Raw genomic sequence first — 15,542 nt, forward strand, 5'->3', positions numbered from 1 at the left:
AACTAGGTGTTAAACTGCTGCATTGCTTTTTTTATATAGTTTTCTTCTTTGGTTGTGAATTCGGATAGTGGCCAAATTTTCTAAACCCTTTCTAAAACCATCTGTATCCTCATAATTTCCTCTATCAGCAAGTATGGAAATTTTACTATTAGCAACTATCCAACAAATTTAGTAGACTATGTTATCATAATTCATATATTATTCACTTCATGTAAAAACGATAAAGTACTCTCCAGTAAGTAAATAAATAAATTTTTTACTCACCCTCTATTATCAAGTATTTGGATCAATTTTTTCAATTCATTATCGATAACTTTAAAATTATTATTTACATTTTCTTTCATAATCCTAAATCTTTCTTCCATCACTTCATCAGACTTCAACATTTCCAAGCTTTTCAATAATCCTTTTTCTTCAAACAACTTATTAGTATTTAGTTCTGAAATCGGAATAAACTCTTTAGTTTCTTTGTGTAATAAAATACCTTTTATTTTAAACATTCTAATCAAATCTTTTAATTTTTTATCGTGTGATAAGAAAAAAGGAACAAAGAAAGTTTTTTCTTTATTTACATTAATTTGAAATTCCATAACTCTCGGAACCAAAAAATCCCATGCGATATTTTCAATTTTTTCTAATAGTCTTTTCTGATTACTACCTTTGTTAATTTTATTCAACATACCGACAGACTTAGCATCTTCAAAGTACTTTAATGCAATAATTAGTTCTCTTTCGTAATAAACCCCTACCTTGGTTCTTACAAAATCAAATAATTTTTTCATTTTATTTTTAGCATTAGCTTTACTACTAAACTTTATTTGCCAAATACCGATTAAAAGTAATGTAATATTTTGATGCATATCAATAAAAATCCGAAGTCCATCTTTATTAATATTATTATAAATAATATTAATTAATTCATCTGTTTTTTGTTTAGCTTCATTCTCACTAATCATAAACTCTATTTTATTGCTATTAATATATTCTTTATGATTAATACTTTTAAATAACTCCAGATAATATAAGTTTTCGTATAATGCAATATGACTAGAGTCAGATATTGTGAATTTTTTCTCCCCAGAAGAAAACAAATTTTTATAGTTTTCAATCAAGTAGTAAGTATAATCATAATTAAATTTATTTCTTAACAAAGTATCTAACGTTTTATAAATACTCCCCTCAGAAAAGTTAGGTTTATTAAAATCCTTTAAAAAAGTTTCAATGTAACTAGTATAATTTGTATCTAACATAATTGAATAGTCATATTGAATCTGTACACTTGAATTTTGTAACATCGATTGTATGATAGTAGTATCTAAGAAAAATAATTTTTCCGACATAAAGTATGGGACAAAATCAGTATCTTTTTGATTTAAAATATTTACAAGACCCTTTGGGTATACAGCGTCCTTATCGTATTCTTTAGATACAGCAATTAATCTGTAATCCTTCGTAATTCGATTATACATTCCCCATTGCAAAATATATTCTGATGGCTTTTCAGAATGAACTAAATTATAAAGAAACTCTCCTAACTCCATATTAACACCTCTAAATAATATAATGTAAAATTCAACACTTTTATTATGGACGTATTTTACCCTACTAATTGGCTGACATTAAATTTTATAAAAAACCACTTTTTTAATTGCTAATGTTGCTTAACTCTAATACTTACTTGAAGCAACACTACACTTTCTGCAATTCTTTTGTTTCAATTTCAACACTAAAACCAATTCTTCTTAACTTAACAATCAATTCCTCTGAGAAACCTTCAATCTTAGATTTATCAACAAAAATAGATAAGTTGCTCCTTGCTCTTGAACAACCTACATAAAAAAGTTTATAAGCCGAAAGAACACCATACACAGTACTTTCTTTAAAACACTTTTTAATATTTGTAACATTGGGATTGAGAATATATTTACTATAAGATTCTTCACATAAATCCTTAAATATAAAATCAGCCTCAAAATGCTTGCATAATTGCTCTACCCTTGTTTTTAAATAAATCTTATGTTCATTGTGACTTTCTTTATTTAAATCCGATATTTTACATCCCAAGTGGCTAATTGTATCTTCAATCCATTTATTATAATCATAATAAAAAGATTCCAAAGAATCTAACGTTAATTCCTTAATAGTCCATAATTTTAAGAATTTATGCATATGAACTATTGGCGTCCTAAAAGAATCTTCTGCAATAAAGAATACAGTATTATGACTCTCTCCTTTTACCCCGTGCTGTGTTGAGACTGCTGGATTTCGCAAATAATTTGATAGTGCTTTAAATTCATTTAATTTCACTTTTAAAACTTCCAAATATTCATCGCCCATGTTATCTATATAGCTGCTTTTAAATAGATTACATCCCCTCAATAAAGTTAAAAATTCACTTATCGAGATTTCTTTATGATAATCTTCATACAGCTGTTTTAACAGTTTGGTCAAATCAATTCTATCCCGATGACTAGTAATTGTACCAATCCCCATGTCAAATAATTTACGATTCGCTTTAAAAATTTGAATTATACTTCCAACATTAGACTTTTTATAATAATCTACCACTTCTCCGACTATAAAAAGTAGTTTTAAAAGAGGATCTGTATTTTCACTAGTATTATCAGATAAAACATCCGTGGCACTTAATTGTTTTGCATGTGAATATCTCTCCAAGTGACTAAATTGTTTATATAATTCTCTTGCACCAATTGAAGCAAATTTTTGTTGATTTAATAAAAATAGCAATAAAGCATCGGGATAAATTGAACACTCTCTTTTTAGCCTTTCTTGAATGTTATCACACATTATTATTCTTGGTGGATGGTCTGGTTTAATATCAAGATTTTTTTTAGACGGGTTCTGTTTAAACCCCTTATCATTATATATATTATTTAGCACAGAAACGATATCTGGTATTGAACGGTGATTAATATCTAATTTAATATCGGTATTCAAAGTTTTTAATTCTTCTTCAAATGATCCATCATAGTTCTTATATATTTGTTGCATCTTGTCACCAAGAAAATAGAGGTTTGATTTTGTATTAAGACATGCCTTATAAAACATTCTTAATACACTAGCAGCCGAATCTTGATACTCATCAATGAAGATTGATTGATACTTTTGCGTTAGTCTCATTTTAATCTTCGGAAACTTATCAAACACCTTTTCTGCGAATAACAATAAACTATCATGGGCTAATCCCCCTGTGTAAAGATGATTGTTCGAAGACTCATTATAATAAATAGCATCTATATTCGCTTTGATACTCTCTACCGATAAACAACCATGCTTTTCAATATACTTTTGGTTTCTTGTAACTATATGTTCTTTTTCCTCTTTATTCTCTATACTTTCTTTGATTAAGTCCTCAAACATTTCAAAATATAAATCCTTCATTTCAGTCTTACAAAAATATATTTTTAAAAATTTATGAAGAAATGAATGAATTGTACTTATATGAATCCCTTCTTCATTAAAATCTTTGTTAAGCTCTTCCGCAGCTCTCTTTGTATAGGTTATACAAAGTATATTATCTATTGGATGTTTTATCTTATGATTTACAATCATTGATTTTATTTTTGTTGTTTTACCACTACCTGCTGGCGCATTAACACAAAACATATTCTCCACTATTTCTGTAGCCAATCCAATCCCTCCTCAATATAACTAGGAAGCATCTTTTCTATTAAACCATTTAAAATCAATGAGTACATAAAATCAGTCTTTCGATTTTCTGTATGTTTAACAATATCCCTAATACTATATTTGTTATCTGGATTTGGATTATCTTCATTTGGTTTAACAGGGTTCGGAACAGTATATTTAAGTTTATCAATATCCCTTCTTTGAATCCAAAAAGCTCTATCTTTTTTTCTAATACATTAAAATTATAAAACTTTGATAACATAGCCTCTTCTAAGGTACGAGCGTACTGTTCAGCTTGTCCTTGATAACTGAGTAAAGCTAGTCCTCCGAACATGTTATTTTCACCGTTCTCTTTCCATTTATACAGATCAAGTACTGTTGGAAGATCCGTCCCTTTTGAATCATTATAGTAGCTATTGATTGTTGCATTTGTTGTGTTAGATTCCTTTACTGCTTCTACAGTTACTGCTCCTTTTTTATAATCTAAATCCGTTAGAATAAGTGTTTTTATTTTCAGGAAATCGATTACCTTACTATACTTGTGCGCATAAGCACCACCTACCTGAACATACGCTATGTACTTTTGATTAAGCTCTTCATATGCATCTAAAGTCAATAACTTTCTTATAAGCAGTCGTTCTGTATCACCCTCATAAAGAATAACTCTGTCTGCAAAAACAATTTCTGAAAATCCAATTTCATAAAACCAATCATAGAACGTATCCAAAGTAATATCGCCACTCAAGCTCTCCTTAAAAATCGAAAAATCATAAATTTTACTTTCTAAATGATTTAGTGGTCTTGAGACTCTAAGGTTTTTCATTTCAGTTAGACGCACCATTTCTCCAGAATGAGTCGTTATTAATCCTTGTATTTTTTTTTGAAGATAGTATTTTTTTAAATGTTTCCCAAAGATTCTTTGCATTTGAGGATGCATATGTGATTCTGGTTCCTCTATAACAAATAAATTCACTACTAATGGGTCTATTTTTCTTTGATATGTTTCTAACTGAAGAAGTATATAAATCATATTACTATAACCTAACCCTTGAGAAGCTTCATCAAGAATATAACCTTCATACTGATATTTAGTGTTAGTTATTTGATTAAGGAGAGAAGTTATTGTTTCCTCATTAATGTCTATATCAAGAATCATGCTGCCCGTATTTCCTCCACTTGCTTTAGAAATCGTTTTAACTGTATTACTAAGATTTCTAACCGAAGCACTCCTTACCTCTTCAATAATTCTTGCATCTTGTATAGGACTGAGTATTTGATCTGGCAACTCCTCTAGTAAGGTATTTAAATTACTGTTATGCGTTGCAAGTTCAATCATATTTTTACTAAGACTTTTAAAATTACCATTACTTTGATCATCAAGTGGTCTACCCGCATTGATATATTTATAATTAAATAATCTTCTAAAAATCGAAACATCAATCTCTACTTTATCTATATAATTCCTATCACTAAAGTAACACTTTTCAATAATACTAGCTTCATATATCGATAATATAATTTCTTTAAATTGCTGGACCTTTGAAGATGAACCTTCTAAGGATTTTATTTTCTTATATCTTGCATACAATTTGTTATAATTATCCTCCAATGCTTCTCTAAAGGATTTCCTAGTTGGTTGGAACAAATATTCAAAATAGAAGTTTTTATTATCCGGATCTAAATCCATAATAAAATCAGCAAATTTTCTAATATCATCAGTTTCCGTATATTCTATTTTAAAACGTATTAGTGTTGCAGGTATTATTAAATCACCTTTTAAACTAGATAATTCATCACCAAATAGTTCATGTACAATCATTTCAACTGTAGATAAAACATCTTCATCAAAACACCTTACAAATATTTCATATACTTCATCGACCCATTTTTTTGATAATTTTACTGGAATGTCCGAAATACAAAAGGGGGTTTTACCACTTTGCATTATTGATCCCATTAAATTAATCATGGACGTCTTACCACTATTGTTTGCCCCAGCAAGCAAGGTGATATCATCAGCCATTGAGAACGATTCATTTTTAAATTTTCTATAATTTTTTATAATTATTTCTTTTAAAAGCATCTCAAAACTCCTAACTATATAATTACTATCTATATTTCAATTCTTAGTATAAAATCTATAGTGATTCCAGTGTGATAATTAATATATTTTAAAAATATTATTCATTAAATGAAAATAGGAATTTTTTAGAGCCCTTAAAAAATACATGTACTTAAAACTTCATAATCACTCAAATTTAATTTAGATATACATTTTTTTATTTATAGTAATTAAGTAATTCACTCTTATTTATGGTTATACCACAATTATTTAATCTATTAATTCTAGCATCATATAACTTTTTTATTAACGGTTCTATCACTTTATATTCAGCATGATGTAATTTTTTATGGCAGTAGGCACATAATGAAATTATGTTCGCTTCCACATCTATACTTTTTTGAAAATCATCTTGAAATCCCATTGGAATTAAGTGATGCGCCTCTACATAATTTCTCTTTGTAACTTTTGAAATAAAGTACTCATGATTCAAATCAATTTCACACTTATAATTCGCTAAAACAATTGCGTTTTTTGCTGTTTTAAAATCTCTTTTATAAGCTCCACTACCCTCTCCCTTAGATTTAGACGGTACATTTTTAGGGATATCCTCTATTATTACGCTACCAACATTCTCTTGCTCTACCTGATATTGATAATTTGCCTCAGGGTTTCTAAGTATTTCAATTATTAAATCTCGTAAACTTTCACTAATATTAGTAAGAAAAATACTTCTTGGATTAGTAACATTAAGTACCTTTTCTCCAGTACTTTCCACTATTATTTCATTAACTAACTTACTATTAATCTTTACTAATGTACTCATATCAACAAATACACTTATTTTTTCAGCAGAGGTACCCACTGTTTCTGAATAATAGGCTGGAATAAATTCTTTTAATGGACTAGTGGCAGTAATTTCTTTTTTATCATATAACCTATTTATTTTTCCAACAAATAATTCTCTTTCTTTTCTATTATTCATTAAAAAGAAGGCAAAAGAACCTATACCAGCATTCACCTGATTAGTAATTCTCTCTCTATTTGTATTTGACACCCTCCCAGTCCCATTGGAGAACTGACCCCATATCAATCTATTTTTTTCTTCAAGAACTGTTTTATGTTCTCTAATTGTATTAATTATACAATCGGAAGTGTTAACTTCTCCTTTGAATTTAAAAAATAAATGTAAATGCTTTGTCATTTTAATACCTCTCAATTCAATTTTATATCGCAATGCTTAGAGACTAAAAAACATAAATTTCATATATACGGAAATATAGTAATATTTTACTATATTGATCACCCCAGAAACAGACTAAATAGAAATAAACCCCAAATGTTCACAATCTATATTAAAACCTCCTATTTTAACAAAAAAATTATCTTTCATATATAATCGATGCCCCAGTCTAATTGCTCAACTTTCATAAATTAATTTTGTTATAATACTAAACCGTAATTTTCAATATTAAAACCATTGAGTAAATAAATATTGATCCAAAACATATTATCGCCTACTTTTTCCAATACATACTTATTTAAATAACGAAATTCAAATACAATACCAATATGATTAATTCCGTATTACTTTCCAAGCAACATTGATTATTAGAACTACCTATAAAAATATAATCCTAAATAAAAATCATTAATAAGCGAGCTAAGATTAGATACTATTAGTTCTAGTTAATAATTATTCTCCTTTTTTTCAAAAGTAATGTTTGTATACTTTATTTTTACGTAACAATATAATGTACATGAATAGTCATGACAAAATTCCTATTGCTGCTAACAATAACAAGCATGATGACATTTCTTTTTTAGGATTTTCATGAACCGTTTTGTCTTCTTTTAGTATTAGAGCGGACATTTTAAGAGGAACAAAAGGTAATTTTTATTTTAAATTTACAAAAAAACAGTAATGCTTATTTCAGCATTACTGTCCGTCAAAATCTTTTATCATACACCAATCTATAAACCTAAATATTCCATTCTGATTTTTTTAGAGTATATTTCCCCTACCTCTTTAAAAATACTTATTAACTCATTATATGTATTTTCACAATCACCAATCTTATTCCACATAGCTGCACCAATCAAAACACTTGGATCATTATCCATGTTAAATAACTTATACGGAACACTATGCGCTTGTTTATATACATTACCTTCCCCTGCTGGATTAAAAGGCAATGCAAAATACGGATCGCATTCTGGGTTCCCAGCCTTTAAATATAACATATCACGCTTAGCAGTCTCTGTTTGATCCAAATTAGGCTTCACTGTTTTAAAACTGTAATATTCTTGCCTTCCGTCCTGTCTGTGTACATATAAATCACTTTTCACTGTAATTTCTTCAAAACGCTGATTCTCTAACAATAATATTTCTTGTACTTCTTCAACCCAATTTGCTGTTTTTTTATTCTTCCCTTTTCCTCTTTGAGATTTTAAAACCTCTTCAATTCTTTCGATTCTCCATGTATTAATTGTCATGGTAGTATCATGTTGATTAATAGCAATAGCACCCGTTCCTTCTGCAATTATTTTACCTAACTGTTCTAAAATCCCTTGACCTAGACTTGTTACAAACGAACGTTCAAATTTAGCTCCTTTCCATACTTCAATTGGGACTAAATAATATCCAAATGGATTATTTCTTTCAATGTCACTCTCTAAAAAAGGCTCATCGATTGTTCTTTTTTTCACAAGACGTTCCATGACTTTAGACAAATGCTCGCGTACACGTTGTTTAGTTTGTTCATTCATTTTTTCTCTCTCCCTATCATCCAAAAATTACATAATTCTATTATTCCATAACACAAAAGAAAAAAGCCATAATAAATTATGACTTTTCCCATCTTTTCTATGCCTCTAAAGTTTTACGAATCGCATCACCTAAAACTTCTGCTAATCGAACAGGTACTGCATTTCCAATCTGCGTATACTGTTTCATTAAAGTGCCTGCTACATGATAATTTCCAGGAAACTCTTGGATAGCTAAATATTCTTCAATACTTAAAGGCCGATTTTCAAATGGGTGCCCTAAATTGGTACTTTTTTGAGCTGGAGATGTTAATAATGTTGGAGATGGTTTCTCTACATTTAATCGACGGAAAAAACCCACCTTTCCTCCACCACTTGTATAAGCTCCCCCCATTGCAGTTTGTACCACATCTTTAGGTAGATTGCGCCAGTTTCCACCTCCAGTTGGGATCATCTTCATATATTTTAAACGTTCTGGAGAATATGTTTGAAAATGGTGTTCCTCTACTTTTAGATTTTTTAGAACTTCTCCTACTGTAACCCACGACTCTTTCCCATCCGATCCTAACTCATTGTGTGTTGGTTCAGGAAACTCGAATGTTTTTTTCAAATCTTGACGAATTCCTATAATAAATACACGCTCACGCTTTTGAGGAACTCCATAGTTAGCTGCATTTAGTATTGTAGGCTTTTGAATATTGTACCCTGCAAATTGCTCTAACAAATATGATAGTGCACTTCCTGGCTGTTCTTCTGCAGTTAAAGGCAAAGCATCCTTTCCACGTTCGCTTAATGGACGATGTTTTAAAGCTGCAGATAATAGTCCTCGTACATTCTCAATCATAAAAGCTTTTGGACGAATTTCACGTACAAGTTCTGCGAATTTTAACATAGCCTGTCCACGTGGATCTGAAAAAGCTTGACGTTTCCCTGCTGTACTAAATGATTGACATGGACTCCCACCAATCATTAGATCCACTTCGCCTTCTTTCAAATTAGCTTGTTCAAGCACTTTCTCTTTGTTATACATCATAATATCGCCTTCCACCACATTCCAATCTGGGTGGTTCATTCTTAATGTTTCACAGTATACCGATTCAATTTCCACTGAAACCCTTACATCGAATCCAGCTTTGTGAATTCCCATATCCAGTCCACCTGCACCTGCAAAAAAGCTAATACAGTTCATATGTCTAACCTCCGTGTCTAAAATCCTAGAGGTAGTATAACACAGAACATAGAATCGGTCCAGTAGTAAAACTTACTAAAGTTATATTATAAATCCGAAAAAACTTTAATTATTCTCACCATATATAACTTCCAAAATACGCTTTCCTTATTAATCCAAACCTACAAATCCGTCCAAATCAATTAATCAAATTAAAAACTACAAAATTTAGGTATTAAGAGATAAAACATGGGTTTTTTTTGATAAAATTATGTGATACATAGATTTTTAAGGAGGAATTTTTATGACTGCAGATATCATCCCCTCAACTCTCGATGAATTGAAGGAAACACAAGTCCAAGTAATTCAAGCTACTCATAAAGGAGACTGGACTCCCACAGGTACAGATATAAAAATTGAGTGCTATGTACTAGAAAATGGAGAACGTGTTTTCTCCCTCAGGGGAACTGCTAGAACCATGGGACTAAAAGGTGGAGGCGCACTTGCTTTACCAAGAATGCTAAGTGCAAATTACCTACAAAAATATTTAAGTGATGATCTAAAAAAATGGTTAAGTGAAACCAACGAAGGTAAGGTTCAAAAAATTACACCTCCAGAAGGGGGAAATCCTTTTCATGCTTTCAAAGCTTCATTATTAGTGGATCTCTCTGATGCTTTTTATAGAGCAAAAAACAATGGTGATTTCGCTAAAATGCCTTACCAAAATGAATTGGCAGAACGACTTTATAACATTACATTGGCTTTCTCTAAAGTAGGAATAGATGCTTTTATAGATGAAATTACAGGTTACCAAGAAACACGCGAAAAAGACGCCTTACAAAAATTACTAAACCTTTATGTAGAGGAAATTTTTCATCCTTGGAAACGCAGATTTCCGGAAAGTTTCTATCGAGAAATCTATCGCCTAAAAAACTGGGAGTATACAGGAAACAGTCAAAGACCACATCTAGTCGCAAAAATAACAAATGAATTTATCTACAGCTTTTTACCTGAAGATGTTATGAGTGAAGTACGTGAACGTAAAAAAGGGAAAGAAAAATTACATCAATGGCTTACATCCGAAACAGGCTTGATTCATTTAGAGAAACAAATCGTTTCCACCACTACTTTAATGCGTGCAAGCGATTCTTGGGAAGAATTTGAAAAACTATTTAATCGCTCATTCAATAGAAAAACATCCGAACAACTAAGTTTATTTTGATTTTTTAAGAGGAGGAGACCCTCCTCTTAAAGCTACACAACATACTATACAAAACTAAAATTGTTTAAAATCCTCAAAAATAAATAATAATAATCACACGAAACTTTTTTATAACAATAAAATACGCAACTTACAGTCCTAATCCCTAACAAATTCCAAGCAAGAAAGCATATTCATTCCCAAACAAATATGGTAAAAAACCAATTAGTAGCCATTCTTTTTTCGTATAATACTTTTCATCTCCTTAATACTGTACGCAGGTTTTCTTTTATGTAAAATGGCATGACAATTGGGACATACAGGCCTTAAATCTTCAATTGGATCTACTTCATACTGTTCATTAATTTCCCTTAATTCAATAAGATGATGAACGTGAATAAATTCTTTACCCACACTCCCATATATTTCTTCAAAATTAAAACCACAAATTATGCAATTTACTCCATAATGTTCAATACATTTCATTCTTGCAACAGAATTGCGTTCGTAAACATTTACATTTATTTGTTTAGTAGCGCCTTCAATATATTTTTCAGGATCTATTATTTTTTCTGGTAATTTCAGCAAATTCATTTCATTTTCGATATTAATCTTCCATAAAATCCTTACCGGCTTTGTATCATCGTACTCCTTTACATCCCCTGTGCCTCGGTATGTAAAAAATATGTTCTCATTACTTTCACGCGTAAATATATATATTCTTCCTTTTGGATTCAGCATAGCTTGAATTGTAGGCGCATTTAATGAATGTGTATTTTTACTGAACCATTGCAAATCATTACCGATAAACCGATTATCATAATCATGCCCAGTTCTCCCTGCTGAATTTACGTTAACGAATATATATATATCTTTATTAAAAGTAGTATATCCCGTATTCCAAATCCCTCCCTGTTTTTCTTTTGGAACGTTTTTAATTATATATATATCTTTGCGAGAATATATATTTCCTATAATAAAAGACAATATCCAAACTCCCCTTCTCATCCTACCTTTAACCCTTTTATTTTACTTCCTAACATTTGTTGATACATTTATTTAAATATGAACACCCTCTTCAGCGATATCCATTAATATTTGAATAATATTTTGACAGTCCGTATCATTAAACAACTCGTTCATAGCCTGTATAACAATGTCTTCATCTGACCAATTACTTATATTACTTGTATTTGTGTAAATTCTTGTATACGATGCTTCTGGCCTTTTCGCCGCCGTACTTATTTTTCTTCCTTTACTTTCAAGCCTTGTTAATAGCGTTAATCTCTTTTGTGATTCTAGTGGTCCGATTTCTAGCGTCAGTTTCAATCTATTATCTTTCAAACGTTCGAACCACATAATCGCACAGTTATTTAACCACCAATTCCATTTTGGTGTTCCAAATTGTTCTTCTAGTTTGCGAAACTCCGGCATAATAAATGATGGTAGCCGGTGATGAATATTGTAAAAACCTTCTTGGAACTTTTGTTCATGGACGAATAATTGAAAAGCGTTAGCTAAAGTATCCACATCTGTTTGACTGTTTTCTACCGCAACAATTTCAGAAGAAGAATCCTCTTCTCCGTATACAAGCCCTTTTATAGTATCTCCTATAGCTGCAACCACTTGATTAAAATCAGCATTGTTATACATATCATTCATCACACGGAGAATTTCATCTTGATCTGCCCAATCACTTATATTTTCATATCCAGCATAAATTCTTGTATACATGGATCCAGCTTCTTTTGATTTTTCTTTAATAGTAATTCCATTTTCCTCTAACTTGCATAATAACTTTAATCTCTGCTTGTATCCCAACGGCCCAACTTCAACAATAAGTTTCATACGCCCATCTATTTTTCTTTCGAACCAAGTTATAAGAGCATTGTTTAGCCACCACTCATGATTGGGAACTCCAACAATCTCATCAAGCTGTTTCCATTCTTCGAAAATGAAAGATGGAATGCGAATATGTTCATGGTAACAATCTTCTGGCATTTGATTTTTCTCTACAAATTGTAAAAATGCCTCTCTCATAACGCTATTTCCAGCTCCATGTATAAAGTGAAGCGTTTCAGCATACTTCTTATAAATTTTGCGAAGATCTTCCTTTTCTTCAGCGTTCAACTTCTTCACAGCACTTAACAACTCTTTATTCACAAACTTTCCAACTACTTTTCCGTTACCATTTAAACATAGAAAATCAACAGCGGCCTTATGGCTCTTGTACACTGTTAACGCTAGCTCAATGTCTTCCTCATCACGAACAAGTTCTCCTTCTAATATATCAATATAGTAGGAAAGGAAATCTTTTATCGTACTAGACGTATACTCACTATAAATCTCCAATTGCCCTTTTAGAATATTTAATATATCCCCGTAATCTAAAGTAAGATACGATTTATGACTTGGAACGCTACCATCTAAACTTAAAAAAATTGGAATGATCGTATACCCTTCATATTTCTCACTAACAAAGTTTATGTAATTTTGTAATTGTCCATCTGACTCAGATGACTTATATTTATTTTCAATCAAAATAGCAACCTTTTGCGCCTCTGATATTGCCAAAATGTCAATTCGTTTATTATTTTTCGTCTGTACTTCGCGGAAAACTTCCAAATCTTGAAGAGACTGCTTATGTAATTTAATAAAATTATATTGACTAATTAACTCCTCATTCTCTGCTTTGACAAACGTTTTAGAAAGCAACTTATTTACAAACATAGAACCTAGATGATGATTCTCCGTCGGCTCTAGTAACCAAGCAATCATATTAGAGTGCCGAATCTCAAACTTATCCACCTTTAATATTTTAAAAGGATTAAAACGAGTAAACTTACTATGTAACTTCTCAAACTCAATTGAATTATCTAAAAGTGATAAAATCTCAAAATTATAATCCATTCCCCACACCACCGTTTATAAATTTGTGAATCAATTCTCTTGAATAATCATTTTAATAAATTGTTATAAATAAATTACAACTTATAATGTGGCATTATTTATGTCACATATCCTATTTCTTACAAATGAACATTCATCAATCACTAAATTTCACCATCCCCCCATACCACCCACTACTCTCCTCCAAAAACCCCCTACTCTCCCCACTCCCCTTATAAAAACTCTCCCAACCCCGCTCCCTCAAAATCCCCTTCCAACTATCACTCTCAACCATCTTCTTAATAATACCATCCCAATAAGCAACCTCTTCCTCCGTCATATCTTTCGGGCCCATAATTCCTTTCCAGTGCTGGAAGATGACGTTGATTCCTTGTTCTTTCCATGTTGGGATTTCGGGTAGGCGGTCTAAGCGTTTTGGTGCGGATACGGCTAGTATTTTTATTTTGCCGGCTTTGTATTGTTTTTCGGCTTCGGATAGGGTCATGGTTGCGGCGCTGATTTGTTTGTTCGTTAGAGCGTTTATGATTTTTTCTTTGTTTTCATAGACGAAGAATTGTAGTTCGGCAGGGTTTATGCCGAATGCTTTGCTTACTTGTACGAAGGATAGGTGATCGTCGTTTCCTAGGCCTGGGGCAACTCCGATTTTGAAGCTTTTCTTGTTTTGTTTTAGTTGTTCCATTAGTTGTTTTGCGTTTTCTATGTTTGATTCTTTTGATACGACAACAACTTCCCAGTCCGATGCCAGTGTCGCAAGCGGCGTGAAGTCTTTGTATGTTAGTTTACTGTGACCTAGTAGGTTGTTCGTTATGAGTAAGCTTGAGTTAATCGCCAGTACGTGACCGCCTTTTTGTTTCGTATATTTCCACCCGACATCACCGCTGCCACCTGCTTTGTTTGTGACAGTGATTGGTTTTGTGAAGATTTTTTCTTCTGTTAGCGTTTTTTGCATCGCCCGCGCTGTTAAGTCCCACCCTGCTCCTTGAACGTTTGGCGCAACGATTTCTACTTTGTCGATGTTCACTGTATTCGTATGGGATTTTTCCGAAGAACAACCAGCTATTACTCCTGTCATGATCCATATACATAGTAAGAATCGTTTTTTCATAGTCCTCGTCCTATGCGATATTTTCGTTCTGGTCGTCCGATAATACCGTATGTGTATTCTACTGTGCATTCGTTTGTCGCTACTAAATATTCTAAGTACCTTCTTGCGGTTGTTCTGGAGGCCCCCATTTGTTCTCCCATTTCTTCTATTGTAATGCCCTCTTCGAATCCTTTTATAATGCCTTTCACTTTTTGCAGTGTTAACGGATCTACACCTGTCGGTAAGTTTTTTATGTCTTGTGTTTGCGAAATGCCGAAGAAGTTATCGATGAGTGCTTGATTCACTTCATTGTTACTATGTAATAATTGCTTCTTTCTTTTATAGTCTTCAATTGTGCGAACGAATTTTTCTAACGTGACCGGTTTTATAAGGTAGTTACTTACGCCGTTTCGAATTGCCTTTTCTAGCATATGGTTTTCATTTGCCGCAGTAACCATAATGACGTCAACGTTTGGGAAGTCTGCATGAATTTTCGGTAATAAGTCTGTGCCAATTCCGTCTGGTAAATAATTATCTAATAGAAGCAAATCGATTTCTTCCCTTTGTAGTAGTTCCATCGTTTCTTTCGCATTCAATGCTTTTCCAATCACTTTTACGTCCTTTATTTTTAATAAAAACTCTTCCTGAATTTGTGCGACGCGAAAATCATCTTCTGCAATTGCAACCTTCAACATATGCC

Annotated in this window: 11 protein-coding genes; 1 reads left to right on the plus strand and 10 read right to left on the minus strand. The window is 31.6% G+C overall.

The window, feature by feature from the left end; translation table 11 throughout:
- Window positions 1–260 precede the first annotated feature (260 nt).
- The 6 genes from ASE54_RS18900 to ASE54_RS18925 form a co-directional block, all read right to left on the minus strand.
- The gene (locus tag ASE54_RS18900; RefSeq protein WP_000418769.1) at window positions 261–1,541 is read right to left on the minus strand and encodes a hypothetical protein; all 1,281 of its coding nucleotides are present in this window, start codon (window positions 1,539–1,541) and stop codon (window positions 261–263) included.
- A gap of 148 nt (window positions 1,542–1,689) precedes the next feature.
- The gene (locus ASE54_RS18905) at window positions 1,690–3,651 is read right to left on the minus strand and encodes a UvrD-helicase domain-containing protein (RefSeq protein WP_000179887.1); all 1,962 of its coding nucleotides are present in this window, start codon (window positions 3,649–3,651) and stop codon (window positions 1,690–1,692) included.
- Between the two features lie 55 nt (window positions 3,652–3,706).
- Window positions 3,707–5,734, minus strand: a complete 2,028-nt coding sequence (locus tag ASE54_RS18910) for an AAA family ATPase (RefSeq protein WP_004400769.1) — start codon at window positions 5,732–5,734, stop codon at window positions 3,707–3,709.
- Window positions 5,735–5,930: 196 nt separating this feature from the next.
- The gene (locus ASE54_RS18915; RefSeq protein WP_000160642.1) at window positions 5,931–6,917 is read right to left on the minus strand and encodes an HNH endonuclease; all 987 of its coding nucleotides are present in this window, start codon (window positions 6,915–6,917) and stop codon (window positions 5,931–5,933) included.
- A gap of 770 nt (window positions 6,918–7,687) precedes the next feature.
- A complete protein-coding gene (locus ASE54_RS18920) occupies window positions 7,688–8,482 on the minus strand; it encodes a TdeIII family type II restriction endonuclease (RefSeq protein ID WP_001005469.1) in 795 nt (264 codons plus the stop codon).
- A 97-nt stretch (window positions 8,483–8,579) separates the two neighbouring features.
- Window positions 8,580–9,668: a DNA cytosine methyltransferase gene (locus ASE54_RS18925; protein WP_000995642.1), complete on the minus strand. Its 1,089-nt coding sequence runs from the start codon at window positions 9,666–9,668 to the stop codon at window positions 8,580–8,582.
- A 283-nt stretch (window positions 9,669–9,951) separates the two neighbouring features.
- On the opposite strand from ASE54_RS18925, the gene ASE54_RS18930 reads away from it, so the two are divergent.
- Complete coding sequence (locus ASE54_RS18930) at window positions 9,952–10,869, plus strand: P63C domain-containing protein (protein WP_000123075.1); 918 nt, start codon at window positions 9,952–9,954, stop codon at window positions 10,867–10,869.
- Between the two features lie 204 nt (window positions 10,870–11,073).
- Here ASE54_RS18930 and ASE54_RS18935 read toward each other — a convergent pair whose 3' ends face one another.
- The 4 genes from ASE54_RS18935 to ASE54_RS18950 form a co-directional block, all read right to left on the minus strand.
- Window positions 11,074–11,856 (minus strand): DUF3427 domain-containing protein, encoded by a 783-nt coding sequence (locus tag ASE54_RS18935; protein WP_003309148.1) that lies wholly within the window; start codon window positions 11,854–11,856, stop codon window positions 11,074–11,076.
- A gap of 51 nt (window positions 11,857–11,907) precedes the next feature.
- On the minus strand, window positions 11,908–13,758 hold the full coding sequence (locus ASE54_RS18940; RefSeq protein ID WP_000386137.1) for a PD-(D/E)XK nuclease family protein: 1,851 nt from the start codon (window positions 13,756–13,758) through the stop codon (window positions 11,908–11,910).
- Window positions 13,759–13,894: 136 nt separating this feature from the next.
- Window positions 13,895–14,863, minus strand: a complete 969-nt coding sequence (locus ASE54_RS18945) for a tripartite tricarboxylate transporter substrate-binding protein (RefSeq protein WP_000745538.1) — start codon at window positions 14,861–14,863, stop codon at window positions 13,895–13,897.
- On the minus strand, window positions 14,860–15,537 hold the full coding sequence (locus tag ASE54_RS18950) for a response regulator (protein ID WP_000921523.1): 678 nt from the start codon (window positions 15,535–15,537) through the stop codon (window positions 14,860–14,862). The genes ASE54_RS18945 and ASE54_RS18950 overlap by 4 nt, the downstream gene beginning before the upstream one ends.
- Between the last annotated feature and the right edge of the window lie 5 nt (window positions 15,538–15,542).

Source organism: Bacillus sp. Root131 (assembly GCF_001429475.1).
GTDB classification, from domain to species: domain Bacteria; phylum Bacillota; class Bacilli; order Bacillales; family Bacillaceae_G; genus Bacillus_A; species Bacillus_A thuringiensis_S.

Coding starts and splice junctions, on each gene's coding strand:
- ASE54_RS18940 (WP_000386137.1), bottom strand. CDS start 13,758: ATGGATTATAATTTTGAGATTTTATCACTTTTAGATAATTCAATTGAG.
- ASE54_RS18935 (WP_003309148.1), bottom strand. CDS start 11,856: ATGAGAAGGGGAGTTTGGATATTGTCTTTTATTATAGGAAATATATAT.
- ASE54_RS18910 (WP_004400769.1), bottom strand. CDS start 5,734: ATGCTTTTAAAAGAAATAATTATAAAAAATTATAGAAAATTTAAAAAT.
- ASE54_RS18950 (WP_000921523.1), bottom strand. CDS start 15,537: ATGTTGAAGGTTGCAATTGCAGAAGATGATTTTCGCGTCGCACAAATT.
- ASE54_RS18945 (WP_000745538.1), bottom strand. CDS start 14,863: ATGAAAAAACGATTCTTACTATGTATATGGATCATGACAGGAGTAATA.
- ASE54_RS18920 (WP_001005469.1), bottom strand. CDS start 8,482: ATGAATGAACAAACTAAACAACGTGTACGCGAGCATTTGTCTAAAGTC.
- ASE54_RS18915 (WP_000160642.1), bottom strand. CDS start 6,917: ATGACAAAGCATTTACATTTATTTTTTAAATTCAAAGGAGAAGTTAAC.
- ASE54_RS18930 (WP_000123075.1), top strand. CDS start 9,952: ATGACTGCAGATATCATCCCCTCAACTCTCGATGAATTGAAGGAAACA.
- ASE54_RS18900 (WP_000418769.1), bottom strand. CDS start 1,541: ATGGAGTTAGGAGAGTTTCTTTATAATTTAGTTCATTCTGAAAAGCCA.
- ASE54_RS18925 (WP_000995642.1), bottom strand. CDS start 9,668: ATGAACTGTATTAGCTTTTTTGCAGGTGCAGGTGGACTGGATATGGGA.